23 protein-coding genes are annotated in these 19,832 nt (G+C 42.8%); 2 read left to right on the top strand and 21 right to left on the bottom strand.

Translation table 11 applies throughout. The features are described 5' to 3' along the window. Positions 1-36: 36 nt before the first annotated feature. The 15 genes from PQG66_RS03985 to PQG66_RS03915 all read right to left on the bottom strand — a co-directional run bounded on the left by PQG66_RS03985 (position 37) and on the right by PQG66_RS03915 (position 12,271). Positions 37-477 carry a pentapeptide repeat-containing protein gene (locus tag PQG66_RS03985; RefSeq protein ID WP_272035377.1) on the bottom strand — a complete coding sequence of 147 codons (441 nt, stop codon included), beginning with the start codon at positions 475-477 and terminating at the stop codon, positions 37-39. A gap of 289 nt (positions 478-766) precedes the next feature. After that, positions 767-1,225, bottom strand: coding sequence for a hypothetical protein (locus PQG66_RS03980; protein ID WP_272035376.1), 459 nt, complete (start codon positions 1,223-1,225; stop codon positions 767-769). 245 nt (positions 1,226-1,470) lie between these two features. Next, the gene (locus tag PQG66_RS03975) at positions 1,471-1,917 is read right to left on the bottom strand and encodes an oxidoreductase (protein ID WP_272035375.1); all 447 of its coding nucleotides are present in this window, start codon (positions 1,915-1,917) and stop codon (positions 1,471-1,473) included. Between the two features lie 251 nt (positions 1,918-2,168). Beyond that, positions 2,169-2,615, bottom strand: a complete 447-nt coding sequence (locus tag PQG66_RS03970; RefSeq protein WP_272035373.1) for a DUF4279 domain-containing protein — start codon at positions 2,613-2,615, stop codon at positions 2,169-2,171. Positions 2,616-2,820: 205 nt separating this feature from the next. Beyond that, complete coding sequence (locus PQG66_RS03965; protein WP_272035371.1) at positions 2,821-3,330, bottom strand: DinB family protein; 510 nt, start codon at positions 3,328-3,330, stop codon at positions 2,821-2,823. Positions 3,331-3,548: 218 nt separating this feature from the next. Continuing rightward, positions 3,549-4,127: a hypothetical protein gene (locus PQG66_RS03960; protein WP_272035369.1), complete on the bottom strand. Its 579-nt coding sequence runs from the start codon at positions 4,125-4,127 to the stop codon at positions 3,549-3,551. 209 nt (positions 4,128-4,336) lie between these two features. Next, positions 4,337-4,924, bottom strand: a complete 588-nt coding sequence (locus PQG66_RS03955; RefSeq protein WP_272035367.1) for a histidine phosphatase family protein — start codon at positions 4,922-4,924, stop codon at positions 4,337-4,339. A gap of 212 nt (positions 4,925-5,136) precedes the next feature. Further along, positions 5,137-6,105, bottom strand: a complete 969-nt coding sequence (locus PQG66_RS03950; protein WP_272035365.1) for a DUF4365 domain-containing protein — start codon at positions 6,103-6,105, stop codon at positions 5,137-5,139. Between the two features lie 167 nt (positions 6,106-6,272). Beyond that, on the bottom strand, positions 6,273-7,070 hold the full coding sequence (locus PQG66_RS03945; protein WP_272035363.1) for a hypothetical protein: 798 nt from the start codon (positions 7,068-7,070) through the stop codon (positions 6,273-6,275). Positions 7,071-7,315: 245 nt separating this feature from the next. Next, positions 7,316-8,413, bottom strand: a complete 1,098-nt coding sequence (locus PQG66_RS03940) for a Gfo/Idh/MocA family protein (protein WP_272035361.1) — start codon at positions 8,411-8,413, stop codon at positions 7,316-7,318. An 87-nt stretch (positions 8,414-8,500) separates the two neighbouring features. Then, entirely contained in the window at positions 8,501-9,673 is a 1,173-nt protein-coding gene (locus PQG66_RS03935) for a Gfo/Idh/MocA family protein (protein ID WP_272035359.1), read from the bottom strand. After that, positions 9,670-10,593, bottom strand: a complete 924-nt coding sequence (locus PQG66_RS03930; RefSeq protein ID WP_272035357.1) for a sugar phosphate isomerase/epimerase family protein — start codon at positions 10,591-10,593, stop codon at positions 9,670-9,672. The genes PQG66_RS03935 and PQG66_RS03930 overlap by 4 nt, the downstream gene beginning before the upstream one ends. Positions 10,594-10,887: 294 nt before the next feature. Next, on the bottom strand, positions 10,888-11,385 hold the full coding sequence (locus PQG66_RS03925) for a metallophosphoesterase family protein (RefSeq protein WP_272035355.1): 498 nt from the start codon (positions 11,383-11,385) through the stop codon (positions 10,888-10,890). Positions 11,386-11,413: 28 nt separating this feature from the next. After that, a complete protein-coding gene (locus PQG66_RS03920) occupies positions 11,414-11,851 on the bottom strand; it encodes an Rrf2 family transcriptional regulator (protein ID WP_272035352.1) in 438 nt (145 codons plus the stop codon). A gap of 42 nt (positions 11,852-11,893) precedes the next feature. Next, positions 11,894-12,271 carry a DivIVA domain-containing protein gene (locus PQG66_RS03915; protein WP_272035350.1) on the bottom strand — a complete coding sequence of 126 codons (378 nt, stop codon included), beginning with the start codon at positions 12,269-12,271 and terminating at the stop codon, positions 11,894-11,896. Between the two features lie 202 nt (positions 12,272-12,473). Here PQG66_RS03915 and PQG66_RS03910 point away from each other — a divergent pair, with 202 nt between their 5' ends. After that, a complete protein-coding gene (locus PQG66_RS03910) occupies positions 12,474-13,040 on the top strand; it encodes a TraR/DksA C4-type zinc finger protein (protein WP_272035349.1) in 567 nt (188 codons plus the stop codon). Positions 13,041-13,388: 348 nt separating this feature from the next. Here PQG66_RS03910 and PQG66_RS03905 read toward each other — a convergent pair whose 3' ends face one another. The 5 genes from PQG66_RS03905 to PQG66_RS03885 form a co-directional block, all read right to left on the bottom strand. After that, positions 13,389-14,114, bottom strand: coding sequence for an ArsR/SmtB family transcription factor (locus tag PQG66_RS03905; RefSeq protein ID WP_272035346.1), 726 nt, complete (start codon positions 14,112-14,114; stop codon positions 13,389-13,391). Between the two features lie 88 nt (positions 14,115-14,202). Further along, positions 14,203-15,459, bottom strand: a complete 1,257-nt coding sequence (locus PQG66_RS03900) for an MFS transporter (protein WP_272035344.1) — start codon at positions 15,457-15,459, stop codon at positions 14,203-14,205. A 258-nt stretch (positions 15,460-15,717) separates the two neighbouring features. After that, positions 15,718-16,734 carry a Gfo/Idh/MocA family protein gene (locus tag PQG66_RS03895; protein ID WP_272035342.1) on the bottom strand — a complete coding sequence of 339 codons (1,017 nt, stop codon included), beginning with the start codon at positions 16,732-16,734 and terminating at the stop codon, positions 15,718-15,720. Between the two features lie 2 nt (positions 16,735-16,736). Further along, the gene (locus PQG66_RS03890; RefSeq protein ID WP_272035340.1) at positions 16,737-17,111 is read right to left on the bottom strand and encodes a helix-turn-helix transcriptional regulator; all 375 of its coding nucleotides are present in this window, start codon (positions 17,109-17,111) and stop codon (positions 16,737-16,739) included. Positions 17,112-17,305: 194 nt separating this feature from the next. Next, complete coding sequence (locus tag PQG66_RS03885; protein ID WP_272035338.1) at positions 17,306-18,487, bottom strand: acyltransferase; 1,182 nt, start codon at positions 18,485-18,487, stop codon at positions 17,306-17,308. 72 nt (positions 18,488-18,559) lie between these two features. Between PQG66_RS03885 and PQG66_RS03880 the strand changes: the two genes are divergently transcribed. Beyond that, complete coding sequence (locus PQG66_RS03880; RefSeq protein ID WP_272035336.1) at positions 18,560-18,937, top strand: YidH family protein; 378 nt, start codon at positions 18,560-18,562, stop codon at positions 18,935-18,937. A 184-nt stretch (positions 18,938-19,121) separates the two neighbouring features. Here PQG66_RS03880 and PQG66_RS03875 read toward each other — a convergent pair whose 3' ends face one another. Next, positions 19,122-19,724 carry a general stress protein gene (locus PQG66_RS03875; RefSeq protein WP_272035334.1) on the bottom strand — a complete coding sequence of 201 codons (603 nt, stop codon included), beginning with the start codon at positions 19,722-19,724 and terminating at the stop codon, positions 19,122-19,124. Positions 19,725-19,832: the final 108 nt, after the last annotated feature.

Below are 19,832 nucleotides of genomic sequence, written 5' to 3'. Positions count from 1 at the left end.
TGATGCCAGTGACATCTTGAGAAGCCCACAAAACTTTTACTTGCTCTTTAAAAATTCTTCAATTAGTATCCCGTTTATCTTTAGTCCAGTGATATTACACTCATTAATCTCCATGTTGGTTAGGTCACAGTTGTTAAATTTTATGGACTTATAGTTACCAGTGGGGTCATAATTCCCATCCGATTCTTGCGGTAATACAATATCGACAAATTCCGTTCCGAAAAGATGAACATGCTCGATCTTCATATGACTCATATTTGCATTTTGTATTGAAGCTCCTGTTAGGATCGCATCAGTAATTCTAAGTTCAGCCGCATTAATGTCATTAACTGTAATCCCACTCATGTTTGCGTTATTAATCTTGGTCTTTGATAGATTAACATTATCAAAATCTAGTCCTTCCGCATTAACTTCCTTAAATGTGGATCCAGAAATGTCTTTCATCTTTAATTCCATCTTTGCGACATCTAATCCCATATTATTCTCTCTCCTCTTTGAGTGTATTGTTATTTGTAAATTCAATGGTGTTTAAATTAAGGTTGCACTGGTTTCATATAACGTTGCTGTATTCACGGCGCCTCACCCTCTTAAGTTCCGTTAGGACCGACCACGATGCGGTTAGGTGATGCCGGTGTGTCCGGCTGAATCTACTTCTCTGCAACTGAAATTCTCACCCCCGAATCCGCTTCTAACCCTTCCGGACGAGAGGCGAATGCCCCGATGCGTGAATCTTTTGTTATGTGAAGGTATTGTCTTCGAAGGATTTCTACAAATGAGCCTCCTCATCAACCCAACGATCGACAAATCTATGTCTTCCTAATTGCACTGTATCAAATTCATCTTTATAATCTATTGTTATAATTCCTAATATCTTAAGTGCTTTGTTAATTGCATCTTTACTCATGGTTTCTTCAAATACAACTTTTCCACTGTCCCATACAATCCCATTCTGTGAACCAACCCCACCAAAATATTCAGCCTCGACATATGCAGTCTTGCTTAAATTTGAATTTTTTGAACAGAACAAACCTATCTGATCTGTTAAATATTCATATTTATTAATTGTCTTTCCCTGATTCATGTTTATCTCATCGTATAGCTCATCAGTAAGTGGGATTGTAACCAATCCGTTGTATAAATGAATAATCACTAGATTGCTATAACTATTCTTAAATGAATCAATAATATCAATTGAAGTGATGATTCCACGAAAGTAATATCCCATGAATTGACCTCTTTGGTTTTAATGTTTTATATGCATTTGCAATACTTTCACATAACGTTCTTGTATTCATGAACTCGAGAGCCTTAAGAGAGCGAAGTGAACGGTCGAAGACTTAGGCTCGCAGGGTTGTCCGGCCGAATATGCTTCCGTGAAAATCCTCGGTCCGGACCAAGTGAGCTTCAGCTCCCGCAGCGTGAACACTGTGTTGTTTGATGTCCTACCTTCTTCGAGATCCCTTAGAAATACTATTGGATTCCTGCTGTTCTATATGTTTTGTTGATCTCTTTTCCGTAGTCTTCCCATTTAAAATAAAATGGTCCTATATCAATTGGTTTATTATCTGGTTCTAGTTTAAAATCCCTCCAGATAATCAATTCATCTTCTCTTTCAATAAAGACTGAAATAAAACCACATTCTTCATCACCGCACCATGGGCAAACTAATATTGGATATCTATAGTACAAGTATGGATGAGTCTCTTTAAGTAAAAAGTAATCAATCATTTGTCTTTGCCTCTCTTCACTTCCCCATCCAAGGGAAGGTACTAAATCATGCTGTTTAAGTGTCTGATAAAGCGATTTCTCATCAATAATCAGATCAGCAAATTTTGTATTTTTATTACCTTCTTTATCTGGTTCTAGATCATTAAAGCGACTTGCAAGTTTTGTTTGTAATCGATTGATTGGATTCATTTTTCTCCTTTTTCCTTGTAGGGATTTCACATAACGTTATCGTATTCACGACGTCCCACCGACTTAAAGCTCCGCCAGGAGCCGGCCGCGATGTGGTTAGTCGGTGCGGATGTGTCCGTCTGAATATGCTTCCTCGAGATTGAAATGCCTCTCCGCTTCCACTTCTGACTACGTATCGGAACGAGGGCGAATTGCCGATGCGTGAATATTGTGTTATAAGTTGTCCCCGCCTTCTTCGAATCTCTTGACTATTAATCTTCAAAGCTTGATTTATAAGGATTCGCATATATATCAAAATGTATTTCAGCATCAAGCATATTAGCTAACTTTATAAATTGCTTATTAATATAAGTAGCCGGTGTTTCACCTTCATTAATAATCATTACAATCATAAAAAGACATTGCAACTTAAACTCTTTGCAAAGTTCTATTATCGTGTGCTCTTTATTGTTCAGTTGGTTTATCACTTGATTTATTTGATCAGTTATATCGTAGGTTTCTTCATAGTTTATTCCAATTTCCCATACGGTCTCTTTCCTGTACATTGTTTTAATACGTCTTATATTTGGATTTTCAGGAATCAATTCACCTTTATAATATGAACAAGTTGGCTTTAAACCTAAAAGATCAGATATTAAATCAATCGGAAAATGATCACCAAACATACTAAAGTATACTTTTGAATTTGATCTCTCCAATGTATACACCTCATACTCATCAATGATTGCGTGGATTTCTTATAACGTTCCTGTATCTGCGAACCCGAAAGGCTTAAAGGAGCGTCCGGCTGATTCCGCTTCTCTGCCACTGAAATGCTTCTTCGAGTTCCCTCGGACTCCAGCCGGACCGAGGGGCGAATGCCCCGAAGCATGAATATGTTGTTATAGGATGTATCTGCCTTCATCAATCATGCAACAGCCTTACTATTTCATTGATTTGTTTAATATGTCTTTGTTCATGTAAGTACAGTGTTTTCACCCATTCAATTAATAGCATCTCTTTAAAGACTGGGTGTATAAAATGTCTTCTACTCAGCACTGATGGGTCTTCTATTGTGTTTAATATTTCATATAACTTCTCTCTTGAATTTTTTAGTTTTTCTTCAATCACATTATATTCTATGTCTTCATCAGTTGGTTTAGCTATGTCAGGAGCTATAATCTTTTTACTTCTATTAAGGAGAAATTCTAATGGTTTTTTTTCTATGAATGAATCTTCATTGCTTTTTAATCCTTTTTTTATTGCTACGACAAATAATTCTTCTGTCTTTATTAGGTGTTGACATATCTGACCAATACTCCAACTGTCTGAGTCTTTCTTCATGTATAATTGATTTCGATTCAAACCTTTAAGAATTCCTAGTAATTCATCTCTTGTTTCTTTCAAATTGTGATTAATTTCTTGAATTTCCATAGAATACTCCCTTTCTTTAATTATTTTAGGTTTTTTCCTATAACGTTCCTGTATTTACGAAACGACCCGGCCTTAGATAGCTCTTATCTTAGGCTGGGTCGTTTGTTGTCTGAGCTCCTTCCATGATTATACATCTGACAACCAAGGGGCGATAGCCCCGATGCATGAATTTTTAGTTATAAGACGTCAGTGTCCACTGTGAAATACTCACAATTACTTTAATTTCTCGCTATGTTTCTTATAATTAATTCTGGTGAAGTTTTTGTAGAATGACAATCAAAATGCGAATGTCCTACATAAGAAGTAGCAAGATATGCACAACTATTAACTAACAGTTCAAATCCGAGTTGTGATGAATTGATTATTGCCATATCTTTATCTGCCTTTATTCTAAGTTCTTCGTCATACTTCCAGTGTTTCCATGTGTCCCAAACGGTCTCGTCATGTGTGTTTATTAAAGGGAGTTTACATACAACGGGTTTACAGTATTCAATTGATGATTTGATCTTTCTTAGCTCTTTCTGTGTTAATGGATTAATGGCTCCATTAAATATAAATAAATCTGTATACCTTGTATCTTCTCGTTCTAAATAAATTACATCATGACTCTTCATTGAATGATGGAATAAACTAGCCAACAGAAACATTTCGTTACAATCATCTGCATCGATCAATAAAAGATGGCCCAATTCTTCTTTTACTATAATCTTAATTTCCTTTTGCTTTAAAATGACAGTGTTAACATCTTTCGAACCAAGTCTATTTTTAATTCGTAATACAAGTATTGATTCTGACATTCTTAGATCTCCAATTTTTTATTAATTTACGCTGATTTCCTATAACGTTCTGATATTCAGGAAACGCCCAATCCTTAGATAACTCTTATCTTAGGATTGGGCGTTTGTTGACTGAGCTTCCTCCATGATTATACATCTGTCAACCAAGGGGCGATAGCCCCGCTGCGTGAATAGAATGTTAGATGATTGATTGGCCTTCTTCTGATTTGCTATTCATAATATTCAACGTTTAAGTGAGTAATACAATTATATAGTTCACAATCCCATCTGAATTGGTCTTTTTTTAAAATTGTTACCGATGTATTATGGAGGTGTTCTTCTGTATCGATGTGTGGAATTAGTTTCTTTAAAGTCAGTCCAATTAGTGCTCCATGACTTATTATCAATATTTTTTTGTCGGGGTGTCTTTCTGAAATGTCCATTAGGCATTTCATTCCTCTTGTGATTATCTCAGCGTTTGGTTCTATACCAAGATCTAGTTTGGACCATCCGTATCCCCACTTACTAACTCTATCTTGTTCAGTTGTTCCCTCAATAAGACCGCAGTTCATTTCTCTTAATCGTGGGTCAGTTTTCACTTCAACATTCTTAATCCTTCCTATAATTTCTGCTGTTTCGAGTGCTCTTGATAAGTCACTTGAATAAATATAATCCCACTCCTCGTTCTCCATTCTCTTAGATAGTAATTCAGCTTGTCTTCGTCCCTCATCATTTAAAGGTATATCGACTTGTCCCTGTGCCCTGTATTCATAATTCCAATCTGTTACTCCATGTCTTATAAGTCCTATCAATGTCATACTGTTCCTCTTTCATTTCATTTTATGTTTTTAGGATACTGCCGATCTTTCATCTAACGTTGTCGTATTCATGAACCCCGTCAGGGGTTGTCTGCCAGGTTCCACTTCTTTGATTTACCATCTGAAGACCAAGGAGCGACAGCGACATAGCAGCAGGAATATTATGTTATCCGAAGCATTTCTTTTTCTCTGTAATGATGAATTGTAGTGTACTAGTCAACGTCATTATCACTAAGGGTATAAAAAAACTGACTTTCCAAATACCTGTCCAATTTTAAAAAAGTAATTCCTAAATCGTTTAGTTCAAACTTTAGCCTATAATGATCAACTTCCCCTGCTGAATTAGAATATGGTCTGATTTCTTCTTGAGCATCCTTCCACTCTTCATACCATTCTTCTACAAAAATATACTCTCCTTCTTCACTATCGTAAGGGCATTCGTCAAGCATGAACTGATCTCGATCGTAGTCTTCATAGAAATCCTCATCTATTGATATATCTGCCCAAGGGAATACTTTATTGAATACATCTTTGTAGTCTTGCATAGGAAAGAAAACCATTGGCCAATCCAAAGCAACTTTTTCCTCCATTGTTTGACTACTGATTATTTTTAGTGTCATAGATCCTTTTCCAGATGACTTATTTATCCACTCATCTGATTCTAAGATGACATCATCTCCTGCATCTATTGCTTCCATCCAGGCTTTTGCAATAACGAGAGAATTAAACCTTCGTTGATACTCTGTAAGATTGTCGGCTATTCTCTCTAGAACATATTTAGCCTGTTCATTTAATTTATTTTTCTTTGGAATTTCAATTTTCCACGACTTATCAGAAACAATTTCAACTTTATCATCTGTAACTTGTTGCCAATAACAATCATGATTTTGAATATCCGTTAACACAATTAATACTGGAAGTGAATGCTTTTTCCAATATTTAAGATGACGTATGTCGCCTCGGAAGATTATATTTTCATCCTTCTCTTCCTTAAAGTAACTTGGACCAGATTTAATTTGTAAAGCTATTAATTTCCCAGTAGCTTCTAGTCCACTATGGATTTCTATGTGCGCATCAATTCCAAAGTCTTGTGTTGGTTGCTCACGGAATATCCACCCCAAATCTTGGCTAACCTTTAGATTGGTTACTGCTACACCAATATTTCCGTTGTTTTGGTACATACTAAAATACACCTCAATATTCTATTCTTTGATAGATCTTTATGTTTCGGATAACGTTCCTGTATTCATGAACCCCGAAGGGATTGTCTGCTGAAAGTCCTCCTCGAAATCCTTCCGCAGACCAAGGCTCCATCGGAGCCGCTGCATGAATATTATGTTAGACGAGATTATTCTTCTTTGAGAAACTCACTCATCCATTTTTTATCTTCCTCACTCTGTTCAAATTTAAATTGACCTTCATCAATCTTATTCCAATAAATATGCTCATCAAAATAATCATAAAATACTATCTCACTGGTAACATATAAACACCAAGTGCATACCATTATCATATTTAAATTTATTCTTGTAGGCTGGTGATTCTTTGTGTGTTTTGTTAATCCGTTAAGCTCTGAATGCAGTGAACTGATATGTACGAAGTGATTACTTAACAGTCCTTGTAAACTCCCTAAGTTGGGTATCAACTGTTTGCCGTATTTTATAGTTTTATTTACATTAAGCTTTCCATCCTGATATATTTTGTGTCCTTCGGGTTCTATTATGAAATAAGCGACTGTACTTATCGTTTCTATTACCGAACGAAGCAGCATACATGGTTGTAAAGTATAACCTAATCTTAATAATTCTACGGATGATTGAATTGTAGCGGCAGCATTCATCATTAATTGTGTACAAGTAACTTTTACTGAATCATCCTCATTATTAGCTCTAAAAAAACTATTGCTGATAATATAGTTGGCTTTACTGAACAGTTCACTTATGGGAATTAGTTCACTAGAATATACCTTATCAAAAGATTTAGCTATTCCAAATGAATCTCTTTGAATTCTCTTTTGAAGCATATCTTTGGAATATACACGAATTTGATTATTTTCATTATCTATGACAGCTCCCAAAAAGTTTTTTTCGTGTATGCGCCCATCTAAGAATTGTTTTTTCCTCTTTTTCATCTTCTTGTTTTTCATCTATTGCTTCACCTCAATGATAATTTCATCTAACATTATATCTACGAACTTCGTATATACCTCTCATTTCAACCTCATTTCCCAACTACATCTAATATAACCCAATTTGTTCCATCTGCGAAGTCACCAATAGAGAAAAGCAGTCCCACAACTGCGCGTCATTTGTTAGAACCCACTAACAAATCTACCTACAGTTACATTGGGACTGCTTTGACTCATCTGAACCCTTTCTCACACCCAAAAGCTTACTTTCCACCCACACTCCATACCACGCGCTCACTCATCGCTTTATGTTGGGCCATCAGGCAGAGTTCTGCCGCTTTGAACGCATGCTCCTGTGTCATTGCCGTCTCGGTGCGATCCAGACAGTCGCGGATGAGCTGACCAAAGAATGGATAGCCGACTTTGCCTTTGACGTTGTACCTGAACTCACCTTCATGATTGACCAGATATACCTGATCTCCTTCAGGCTCACGGGCAATGTCAATGTACTTACGCAACTCAATATATCCGTCTGTGCCAAGAATAACTGTACGTCCGTCTCCCCACGTACCGAGGCCATCCGGTGTGAACCAGTCTACGCGGAAGTAACCGGAAGCTCCGTTATCACCGATGAGGGAAGCTTCGCCGAAATCCTCCAGTTCAGGGAACTGTGGATGGTTGAAATTGTTGACCCGGCTGAAAGCTACTTGTGCATCACTGCATGATGCAAAGGTCAGGAACTGCTCGATCTGGTGACTGCCAATATCGCAGAGGATACCACCGTATTGCTCATGCTTGAAGAACCATTCTGGTCGTCCTCCAGCATTCAATCGATGAGGGCCTGTGCCCATGACCTGCACTACTTTGCCGATTGCGCCTTGTTCAATGAGCTGCCCCGCATAGATGGCACTTTCTACATGCAGACGTTCACTGTAATACACCATGTATTTCTTACCAGTTCGCTTCACTTCTTCACGTGCTAGTTCCAGTTGTTCCATCGTGGTAAACGGAGCTTTGTCCGTAAAATAGTCCTTACCCGCCGCCATGACTCTCATGCCGAGTGGTGCACGATCTGATGTAATGGCGGCACTTGCTACAAGCAACACCTCAGAATCGGCGAGCACTTCCGCTTCCGATGTAGCGACCTGTGCTTGTGGGAACTGTTTACGGAATGCGTCCACTTTAGCCGGGTCTGGATCATAGACCCATTTGAGCGTGGCACCAGCGTCCAGTAAACCTCCAACCATGCCATAGATATGTCCGTGATCCAGGGCCACGGCTGCAATGGTAAATTCACCAGGTTCACATACAACCTCTTTGGTCACACTTTTTGGTGCATAGAACATACCGTCTTTAGCCATGTCATCCCATCCTCTTTTCAATTGTATGAAATACATCCTGATCAAGCTTTTTGATATCCCAGAACCTAGTTCAACTTATAAGACACATCATTTGAACGTCTGACTCAGATCAGCAGGTTGACCGCCCGCATAAGCTTTGTCTTTTTTCGTCGTTGAATTCGCAATACGCTCCTGCAGATGTTCATAGAATAAATCTTCATTGATGGGCAGATCTACCCAATTGTCCGTCCAAGTAGACAGCAGCATCGCGTTAGATAACGTTAAGCCATGAATCCCATCCTGCCCTGGAGCAATAAGTGGTGCACCTGTACGAATCGCATCGACCCAGTTGCGGATCAAGCCCGGATGACCTGTCTCTATGCCCGTAATTGGCACATCGCATTTCCAGCATTCCGGCTGTCCGAATCCGCCAGTGAACCGTTGATTGAACTCTGGCTCCGATTCACGTAGCCGCCAGAACGTGAGTTGTCCGTCTTCGATGACGATTTTGCCACGGTCACCATTGACCTCAAAACGATTTGTTCCTGGTGCTTCACCGGTGGTAGTTACGAATACACCCGTTGCTCCATTTTCATATTCCACATATGCGGTCACGTCATCTTCCACTTCAATGTTCCGATACTTGCCAAACGAGCAGAAGGCACGCATACGTACCGGCATCATGCCAACCGTCCACTGCCACAAGTCCAGCTGGTGTGGGTCTTGGTTAATCAGCACGCCACCACCTTCGCCTGCCCATGTCGCACGCCAGCCACCAGAATCATAGTAGCTCTGAGAGCGATACCAGTTCGTAATGATCCAGTTGGTACGCCGGACTTCACCAAGCTCGCCGGATGCAATTAGGTCGCGCAGCTTGATGTATAACGGATTGGTCCGCTGATTGTACATGATAGAGAACACTTTGCCACTTGCCACAGCTGCCTCATTCATCTCCCTTACCTGTTTCGTATACACACCAGCCGGTTTTTCAATCATCACATGCAGACCATGCCGGAATGCCTGGATGGCTTGTTCGGGATGATCATAGTGCGGTGTGGCAATAATGACGGCATCAATCGTTCTCGAAGCCATCATCTGCTCCGCATCCTGCCAATACGTTACGCTAGGTGGAAGATTACTCGTTACCCAGCTCTCCATCTCTTTTCTCACATCACATACGGCTACCAGCTCAGCACCCGGTACATCGCCAGCCACCAATGTTCTGGCATGTGCCGCTCCCATATTTCCAACACCAATGACTGCTACGCGAACGATACTCATCCCTTCGCCTCCTCCTCGTGTACGCGCCGCTCAATCTCAGCAAACACGTCTGCAAAATGCTGCAACATCGCTTTGGATTCCAAAGCTCCACTAAAATCTTCTATGCCATAATAACCGTCATACCCCACTGCCCTCAGATCCCGTACCATCTGCACCCAATCCACCATACCTTCCGTCAGTGGCGCCCAATGACATTGCCAAGATGTGCTTAAAGATTCCTTCGAGCTGATACTTGAGCTTAGCTCCATCTGATCAGCTGCATTACCTGCTTCTGCCTTGTACCATCCAGCATTTTTCACATGAACATGAGCGAGATAGGGTCCGAGCAGTTCAAGTCCCATGCGATGGTTCTCGTACCCTTCGTGCACCATATTGCCTGGATCATACAGCACACCAACATAATCCGGGTTCAGAGATTGTACTAAGCGATACGCTAGAGAAGCCGTCGGTGCGATCGTTTGATGGTGTGTTTCAACGATGGCTTTGATGTTATATTGTTTGGCCAACTCCTGTACTTCATTTAAATAACGAACTGCCTTCCCGTATAACTCTGGATAAGCCGTACTTCGGTCATAACCTGGAACACCTACACGCATCATGGAAGCGCCAAGTGCAGATGCGGCTTGGAATGCTTGCTCGGTTGCAGGCAGGTCACCACAATTGAGGTAAGGAACAAGTGCAATAGACTGCCTACCTTCAGACTCGGCTGCTTGTCGAAACATAGGTACCTGTTCCTGCCACCTGTCCGGATCAATGGAGCAACGATTATTTCTCCAAAATGAAGGCTGTTCAGTCAAGGCATCCTGCGGTATGCCACGAAATCTCCACTCGATTCCAGCGATACCTGCTGCTGCCGCTGCAGAAGCCAACTCGTTTGCATTCAAATCCGGGACTGCTACCGTGAATATCGATAACTTCATGTTCATGACCCCCCTTTTATGTAAACGCATTCAATTCATGTCGTAAACGCATTGTATCACTCCCCTGAACGTTACCATAGAGCAGAACGCAAACAGATGAATCACAGATAACAATCTGCACATATTCCCCATCCAGAGATAACGTTATAAGCCAATATGATTGAGTCAAAAAACAAAAAAGCATCTCCGAGTCAGAAATGATTTCTGTTCAGAGACGCTCTTCATATTACACGATGTCCAAGCCTGGTTCAGGCAGCTTGTCCTTCTTATTACGATCTAAACTCAATGTACGATCTATTCTCGATCAAAAAACACATGTTCTGCCTGCAATTTTCCGTCCTCTGCCGTCATAATACCAAAGGAAAACCGCTTCTGGAAACGACGGTCCGTAGGTGAGCCCGGATTAAATACAAGCAGGTCATCTACCGTATGCATCACCGGAATATGGGAATGCCCGTAGATTACCGCATCCAGCTCTTCTCCCTCAAACGTCTGGATCGCATTCTGCTCTGTGCCTTTTGATCCGCGGTGACCATGCACTAGTCCGAACCGCAGTCCTTCCGCTTCAACAATACGGGAGAAACCAAGCTTTTCCCCAATCTCGGATGGATCGGTATTACCAGCAACGCCCTCCACCGGTGCGTACTGGCTAAGCAACTCATATACGCTCCAGTCAGACCAGTCACCCGCATGGAGAATCAGGTCTGCATCTGACAAAGCCTCAACCAAAGGCGCCGGCAAACTTTTTGCTTTCTTGGGTAGATGCGTGTCGGAGATAACTATAATTTTCATGTGACAACCTCCTTCCTCTAATTAGACTCTAATCAGCCTCTGATCCTACTGCTTCAATTCGCTGCAAGCTGGTACGCTCCATATCTTCAAGTGTAATGGTTGCAAAAAACTGCTCTACTTTGGATTCTGCGATCTGATACAGATTCGTCAGCAGTCCATCAATCTGAATACCTACTTCACAATTGGGATTACAATTCCCATGAATCGGGAACAAGGGTCCATCATCCTTGGAAGCCTGATAGACCATATCAAGCGTAATTTCGCTAGATGGCTTTGCTAAATAAAAGCCTCTAGTGCCTGGTGAAGAATTGACTAACCCTGCCTTCTTCAAGCCCCCCAAAATACGTCTGACAACGACAGGGTTGGTGTTCACACTGCCCGCAATCTCGGCAGACGTCATTCGTTCAGGCGCGCTGAGAGACAGTAACAACAAACAATGCACACTGACCGAAAAATGAGTACTCATGGTTAACCACCTTTATTTGATATTATCTCGGATGTAATCGCGTTATTCTGTAAACAGATCCTGTTCAGGACGTGCTCTGACTTTGAGCTGCCGCACGGTGTATTCCAACTGCTTCACAATATCATCCAGTTGTTTCCGATCAATCTTGTTTGGATCATTCACAGGTTTCACTGAATTTTTAAGATCACGAATGGTTAGTTGCTGTTCTTGCCATTTGTCCATTAAATCCGCAATATTGGCGTAAAAACGCTCGTAATCTTTGATCACCTCATCCAGATATGCATCTACCTCGTCAGGGTCATACCCGCGTAGTTTATAATTAAACTGTTTCTCATGAATTGATAAAGCATCCAGTTGAACACCCAGTTGTTTGAACAATTGTCTCTGTTTGTCCAACCTGCGTTTCATATGTTCATCCATCTTGACAACCCTCCATTATAGGCGAGCAGCGGTTCTATTCGTTAGAAGAGAACACACGGCAATTACTCTCTCTATTTTTTATAACACATAATTCATCAGATATAAAACGATACGGGCGTATCCCGCCCAAAATGATTGCCTCGCTTACTTTTCGGGTAAGAAGTCACTACACCCATTCAATCCGGGAAAGGAGCATGCCCTTATGAATACATTAACCCAAGATCAACGTAAAGAACTGCAGCAAGCGCTGCTGGAACAACGCGAGGATCTGCAACGTCATTTCGAATCCAGCATGGAGGATGGTGCACCGGCAGAGTCTTTGAAAGATTCCACAAGCGAGCTATCCTCCTATGATAATCACCCGGCAGATGCTGGAACAGAAACGTTTGAACGCAGCCGAGACCTTGCGATCGACGATACATTAACCGATGAGTTTAACCAGGTCAATGATGCCCTCGAACGTATGGAAGAAGGTACCTATGGAATCTGTGTTACTTGTGGCAAAGAAATCCCATTTGAACGACTGCAAGCCATCCCCTATACAGCCTATTGTATTGATGACACTCCAAGCCGGGACGTAAGTAATGACCGTCCTGTTGAAGAAGAGGTCATGACCATGCCACCAAGCGGCGCCGGAGAAGTGAGGCAGCGTAATGCTGGCAAGTTCGACCATGCAGAGGCATGGGAAGCTGTCGAGGATTACGGTACATCGAATTCTCCAGCGATGGCTGCGAAGCGTGATGTACGAGATTACGACGAGAACATGTAATTAAGCAAGGAATAGGGATGTTGGTGATACGGATTTCAAAGTGAACCAAACTCTTCTATTCGTCCACACGTTCAGATCCTATCCCCTGTTCGAATAAGCTTGAAACCCTGCGACGATTGAATCATTCTGACAGGGTCCATGATAAAAAAGCCGCCATTGGCGGCTTTTTTATTCCTCCTTGCTACCTAGCTACCTGTTGCGATCAGTGCGATCTGTTACTAACCCTGCTACTATTCATTCATCTAATCATTAATCATTCATCTTTCCTTACATCCTTCAGTAGATCTAAGTCGGCTAACTATAACAGCAATTTCACTTTTAGGCTGCCTAAGGATGCGTAAACCCTCTTTATAATTGCCTTCTATTTGTCGGACGTTCGGATGCTTTTTCTTTACTCGATGTTTTAGAGTGACCTGATGCTTGTGATCGTTTGGATGTGTTAGGAGCAGACGCACTTTCCTGACCTACTGACTTCTCCCTCTTCGTTCTAGACCCAGATTGCTGATCACGCTGCACATCTTTGGACAACGCTGTAAACAGCTGAAACACCTGCTGATCAGGCTTTTTTTCGTCCTTGATTACATATGGTTTGCAAATATCCATAATATTCTGATACAACATTTCTATTTCCTCTGCCGTGGCGTATAACGTCATATCGGAGATGAAACGTTTGTCCTGATCTTCATGCTCTGCATGATTCATAAAACGCTGGCGGCTCTGCTCAAACATTTCGTTCAGCAGTTTTAAGGTTTCTGAGCGAAACACTTGCTTCAGCGGTGAATTCTCATCGTCTTCATCCTTGTGGCGTAAGTGAATTTCACCTGTAAAGGGTTCATAGTATTTTGCAATAATGCCATTGATTTCACGGGTGGATACCATGCTTAGAAGGCCGATTTTCTCCAGCTTTTTCACATGATAATGCACTTTCGCAGGCACCTCTCCCATCAGATCCGCAATTTCCTTCACGGTGGAAGGTCGGCCCTGCCGATTAAACATATTCATAATCTGTATCCGGTACGGATCAGAATAGATCTTGATCTCTTCGATCGTTGAAAGCACTTTGTACTGCTGCATACCTGGTTCCTCATTTCCGGGGTCCCTGCTGCCCTTAGCTCCATATATTATACCGTTTAGTGAGGACTCCGGTCAAAAATGCTTGCCATCACATCTCCTGACGAAAACTTCTGCTCGTAAGTAGCAAGATCGCAGACAATCCAAGAAGTACACCAAATAGAATAAACAAGATCGGCATGGATAACCAGTCCGCAAGAGCACCGGATAGAAGGCTGCCAAGAGGCGAAACACTCAGCACCAACATACTTTGCAACGCAGATACTCGACCAAGCATATGGGAAGGCGTCACCTCCATTAAGTAAGAGACGAGCGGCGTCGTCGCGAGCGGAATGCCTAAACCCATAAGCAGACAGAACATGCCTGCAGCCGGGAGCTGGAACGTCGTCATATAAGCCGGAAGTGCCGTCATGGCGTAGCCGCAACCCAGCATCACAATGCCTGTAATGACGAGCACACTTTTACGATAATGAGCCCCCTGTTGAGACATCCATAGACCACCAAGCACGATCCCTCCGACTAAAAGTCCACTAAGCAGACTTAATCCCCACGCGCCCGCTTGCAGTATTTCCATCACGTAAGGTGTACGTAGCACATTAAATGGCATCAGACAGAAGTTAACCCATGCAAACAGCATGGAAGAGATTAATAACACAGCATGTTTGCGCAGAAAATGAAAAGCATCCGCCATCTCAGACATCAGACTCCTGGCACCGGTTGACGCTGCTCGTGGTGACATCCATTCTGGATAGTCCACCCGGCTCATCAGAATTGCGCTCAGCGCAAACAAAGCAGCATCAATCCAGATCGTCCATGCGATGCCCACGGTTGCAATCAAGGTGCCTGCCGCAGCAAGTCCTGCAAGTTCAGCCAATCGCGTAGCCGATGAGGTCATTGCATTACCAGCAAGCAACATGGATTGAGGCAGTAACCGCGGAACGCTGGATACCTCAGCTGGTGATGTGAAACATTCCAGTAAAGAGTTCAGGATTGTGAACACGAAGAGATGCCAGACTTCAAGCTGACCCAGCGTAAATAAAACAGCTGTAAGGCCAACCATAACTCCACGTCCGGAATTCGTCATGATGATTACTTTTTTCGGGGATCGTCGGTCAACCAGTGCACCAGCGAACAGACCTAATAAAATATTCGGCAGAAAATTAACGGCCAGCAGTGTGCCCATCAGCACCTTCGAACCCGTTAAAATGTATACCATCCAGCTATATGCAATCGAATCCATGGAATCACCGAATCGAGAGACCATTTTGCTTAACATAAATTGCATGTAAGGTCTGATTCGAATTAATTCTCTAAGTCCCTGCTTACTAGCCACCGCACCTTCACTCATATCACTTTGCTCCTCAACGTTAAAATATTTTTCATGTTAATATTATTTTAACGAAGATTATGCTGAATGCAATACAAACGTGAAAATATTTTTAACGATTGATCAAAAAGGTAGTTTCCAACGTGTCCTGGCTACCCTAACCACACACAAAAAAGACTCACATCGGCATCGATGGAGTCCAATACAATATCATGTTAACTGGTAAAAGTTAAGAATTTTCCGATAATATCGTTACATGAACACGGCTTCATCATATCTTCAGACCGGACTGCGATCCACTAGTACCCGCTGACGTGTTCGTGCAGATTCCAGACAGGCATCAATGACGCGCATATTCAATATGGTGTTATCCGGAGTGAATGGTAATGCCTCTCCCTCAAGGGCAGCTGTTGCAAATGTCTCTACCTGTAACACATACGAGTTGGAAACCGAAACCCGCTCTTCCCGGCTCACCGAATCGGCATGAATAATAATCTGAGGCGGAATATCACTATTCTCCCAGCCGAATACTTTTGGCAGCTCAATGCGTCCTTCAGTACCGAGAATCTCCATCTCCGCCCTTCCAGAAGCCCACATGCCGCAGTCAAAAGTGAGCGCTACCGAGTTCGGGAATTCGATAAGCCCCGAAGCCATCATGTCGACACCGTCATGTTCCTCGGAAAACAAGGCATGCACCGTTACGGCTTCTGGTTCTTCTCCCAAATACATTCTCGCAGCAGAGATCGGATATACACCCAGGTCAAAAATGGAGCCGCCACCCATATGTTTTTTGAATCTCACGTTGTCTTTGTCGTCGGCGGTATTGCACGTAAAATTACCATGTATGGCTCTGACCGTGCCGATCTCGCCACTCTCAATGATTTCCTGCACTCGTCTGTGCTTCGGATGATATCGATACATAATAGCTTCGGCGAATAATACGCCATGACGCTCACATGCCTCAATCATCTCTACGGATTCCTTTTCATTCAGAGCAGCCGGTTTCTCACAAAGCACATGCTTTCCCGCTTCAGCGGCTCTAATCGTCCATTCTCTATGCAAATGGTTAGGCAAAGGGATATAAACGGCCTGGATATCCGGATCTGCAATAAGCTCTTCGTAACTGCCGTAAGCTCTAACAATATCCATCTCGTCAGCCAGAGCTTTCGCTTTTTCCTTCGAGCGGCTGGCAATCGCCAGCACTTCACCGCGTTCAGATTGCTGAATCGCAGGAATTATTGCATTTTTGGCAATCGTAGAAGTTCCCAGTATCCCCCATTGAAGAGGTCTATTCATGCTCATCTTCCTTTCGTACCGTAGTTATCCGCTTCTGCCTTGTGCAAAATACCAAGACAACGATCCAGATCAGCTTTCACCTGTTTTTTGTATAACTCTGCTTTGGCCGCACCATCATCGGTGAAGTGATAGAGAACGATCTCCTGAAAATCGACTTTTGGATCGTTTCCCTTTAATTTTTTGGTTCGATAAAAGATTTCCTGTTGGACTAGCTCATGTAACGCCCGGTATACCTCACTCTGAGGTGGTACATATCCGTAATCTTTGAATTCCTGCTTCATGGCTTCCAGCATCTCATAGCCGTAACCTCTGTGCTGCTCCACCATCGTGATCAGATAAAGTTTGATAAATGCCCGTTGTGCAATCATAAAAGCCATGCTTGTTCCCCTCCTGTCAGAACCTGTCTACTTCTCATTATAAAACTTATGTTCGGGTTCTGCCATCTTGATCCTGATTTCACCCTTATAACGTTCTGATATAGAAAGCGAGCAGGATACAGATAGGGAGCGAGATGATGTAAGGGAGGGCGCCATTGATTTAATTGTTGTGAATTTTTCATATGATGATATATTCAGTCTGTTGTTGATGTTGTCACTTTAGTGGATGGCGCATGTTTCGGCACAGCCCCTACGATCCATTTTCCCCATTTTAGACGAGAGATCAGCCAAGTCAGCATACAAGATACTCCTAGCGCCACAATCCAGGTGACGATCATACGAACTGCCGGGTTCCATCCCCAAGCCACGTATAACCATTCGTCAGGAATATAACTATAACGGAGCACCAGCAAATGCATGAGATATCCTCCATACGACATTCCACCGATCCATCCTAACCAATAGAGCGCTAAGCGGTGATGAAGCTTGCTAGTGAGTTGATACATCACCATGATGGAGGCGATCAGGAACAGGATCATGTCAGGCCGAATCAGGCTGACGGTATAAAAAGTGATACGTATACCTTCAGGCTTCTGAAACTCCAGCATTAATAGATAAATAAACCGCAGACCCAAGATGATAAACACCATCCAATAGACCCAGCGCAAACGCACTATCCATTCTCTCCAGCGCTGTATGGAAAGTCCCGCTGCTGCCCCAAGCACAAAGTAAAAAAAGAAATAAATAAAATTACGGTCTGCATAGGTTGTAAAAGCATCTGTCAGCACTGGAATTTGCAGCCCATTCATCCAATCTGCGATGTTCCTCAATTGATCCGCGAGAACTAGAAAAACGGCACCGGAGATCAACAATGCAGTCATTCGGCCTTTGGCCTGGTATCGATGATATACGTACCGAATTCCACGCAAGAATAGTGGAAAGAACACATAAAGCTGAATGAGCATAATGATGTACCAGAAGTGCGAAGCCGTTTTACCTGTCACCAGTTTAAGGGCAAGATCAGGTAGATCGTGCCAGCCGAAATTCGTCCAATTGCGCTCAGCCAATATAAAATAAATGATCGACCAGACCACATAGGGTAATATGACGTCCATGAATCTTTTTCGCATAAACTGGCCGTAATGCAATTGATGTCCGGTGTTGTAGAACAGAACCATTCCGGTTATAAATATAAAAAGTGGCACGGCAAACTTAGCTAGCATCAGTAATATAGCCAGCACCACGCCATCCTGAAGTCCTGCTTGCGGAACCAGCGAATAATGGGCAATGGAATGCTGCAGCACTACGGCCGCAAAGGCCAAGCCCCTTAGAGTTTCAATTTCAGTAATACGTTCTTTGCGAGGCAAATCACTCAACCTACCTTTCTTGTTCATACTGGCATATTAATTTTGATTCTTTCAACCATCGATTGGAGGCTGATCATACTCGTGTCTAACAAATTATCTAACAGCCCTGAATCCAAAACCGTTCAGCAACATTTGGCTAACGAACGCACATTTCTTGCATGGGTGCGAACAGGCATTGCCATGGCTGGCATAGGTTTTCTCGCTGCTGGTTTTGGTTTTAATGCTACCGCCTACGATGGCATTGCACATGTTGCTGCCATCGTTACCGGGATAACTTCTCTTCTCGGCGGTATATCTATCATTGGTCTCTCAGCCCTGGCTTACCATCGGAAGCGTACACAGATTAATGAGCAGACCTTCCAAGCCACAACCGGGCTTATCACGTTTCTAAGTCTTACGTTGCTCGTCATTGGACTTGCTCTTGCCGTGCTATTATATGTATTGTTATTCCCTGCCTGAACTCGTTAAAAACAAAGCATTCACACTTGTCTGGCAGCCTGTTTATAAACGATAGTTCCTCGTTATAATAGGGGCAAAAACCGGTCTCCTCTGCAGAGACCGGTTATCGTCCATCCTATAGATTCTATCATATATTCAATCCATAAGATTGATGCTGTACTACCAAAGTGTAGATGCATTCCTACTACAAGAAAGTATTATTACCGTAGCGGGCAGCCTTGGTCTGCGCTTCCATGCGGCGCTCTTCCATATCCAGATCCGGACGAACATCACGTACATCCTCACCATGGACAACGTCTCTGTTCGATTGAGCTGGACTGTTCAGGCTGAAGACATCATAAACGGCACTGTCTCGATCCGTAGAGTCCACAAGCAACAGTATTTTACCGTTTTGCACATATTCCTCATACTGTCTTGCATCCTCTTCCGGAATACCTAATCCAACAAGTCCTCCAACCAATCCGCCGGCTCCTGCACCTACAGCCGCTCCTGTGAACGCTGCGGCAATAGGTCCAGCCGCCAAAATTGGGCCAATTCCGGGAACCGCCAACGCTCCGATACCAGCAAGCAATCCGGCTACTCCTCCAAGCACACCGCCGGTAGCTGCCCCTGCGGCTACACCTTCCGGTGCTTTTGTACCGGTCTCTTCCCGAATGGCTTTCAATTCATCCCTGTCCTGAGTAACCACAGATATTTCATCGGACGTAAATCCTTCTGCTTTTAAGCTTTCAATAGCCTGGGATGCCTCACGTTCTGTATTAAACACACCTACGATTTTCTTCTTCATCACGAATACCTCCTCATAAGTTTGAGTGGTTCGCTATGTTATTACCCGTCACTACTTCTTCTAAACGTTTACAGCCAATTATTGTACGCATAAATGCGAATTCAGGTA

It is taken from the genome of Paenibacillus sp. JJ-100 (genome assembly GCF_948329825.1).
GTDB lineage: Bacteria > Bacillota > Bacilli > Paenibacillales > Paenibacillaceae > Paenibacillus.
Note: the sequence above shows the minus strand (reverse complement) of the source record. Positions and strands in the feature narration are given on the sequence as shown.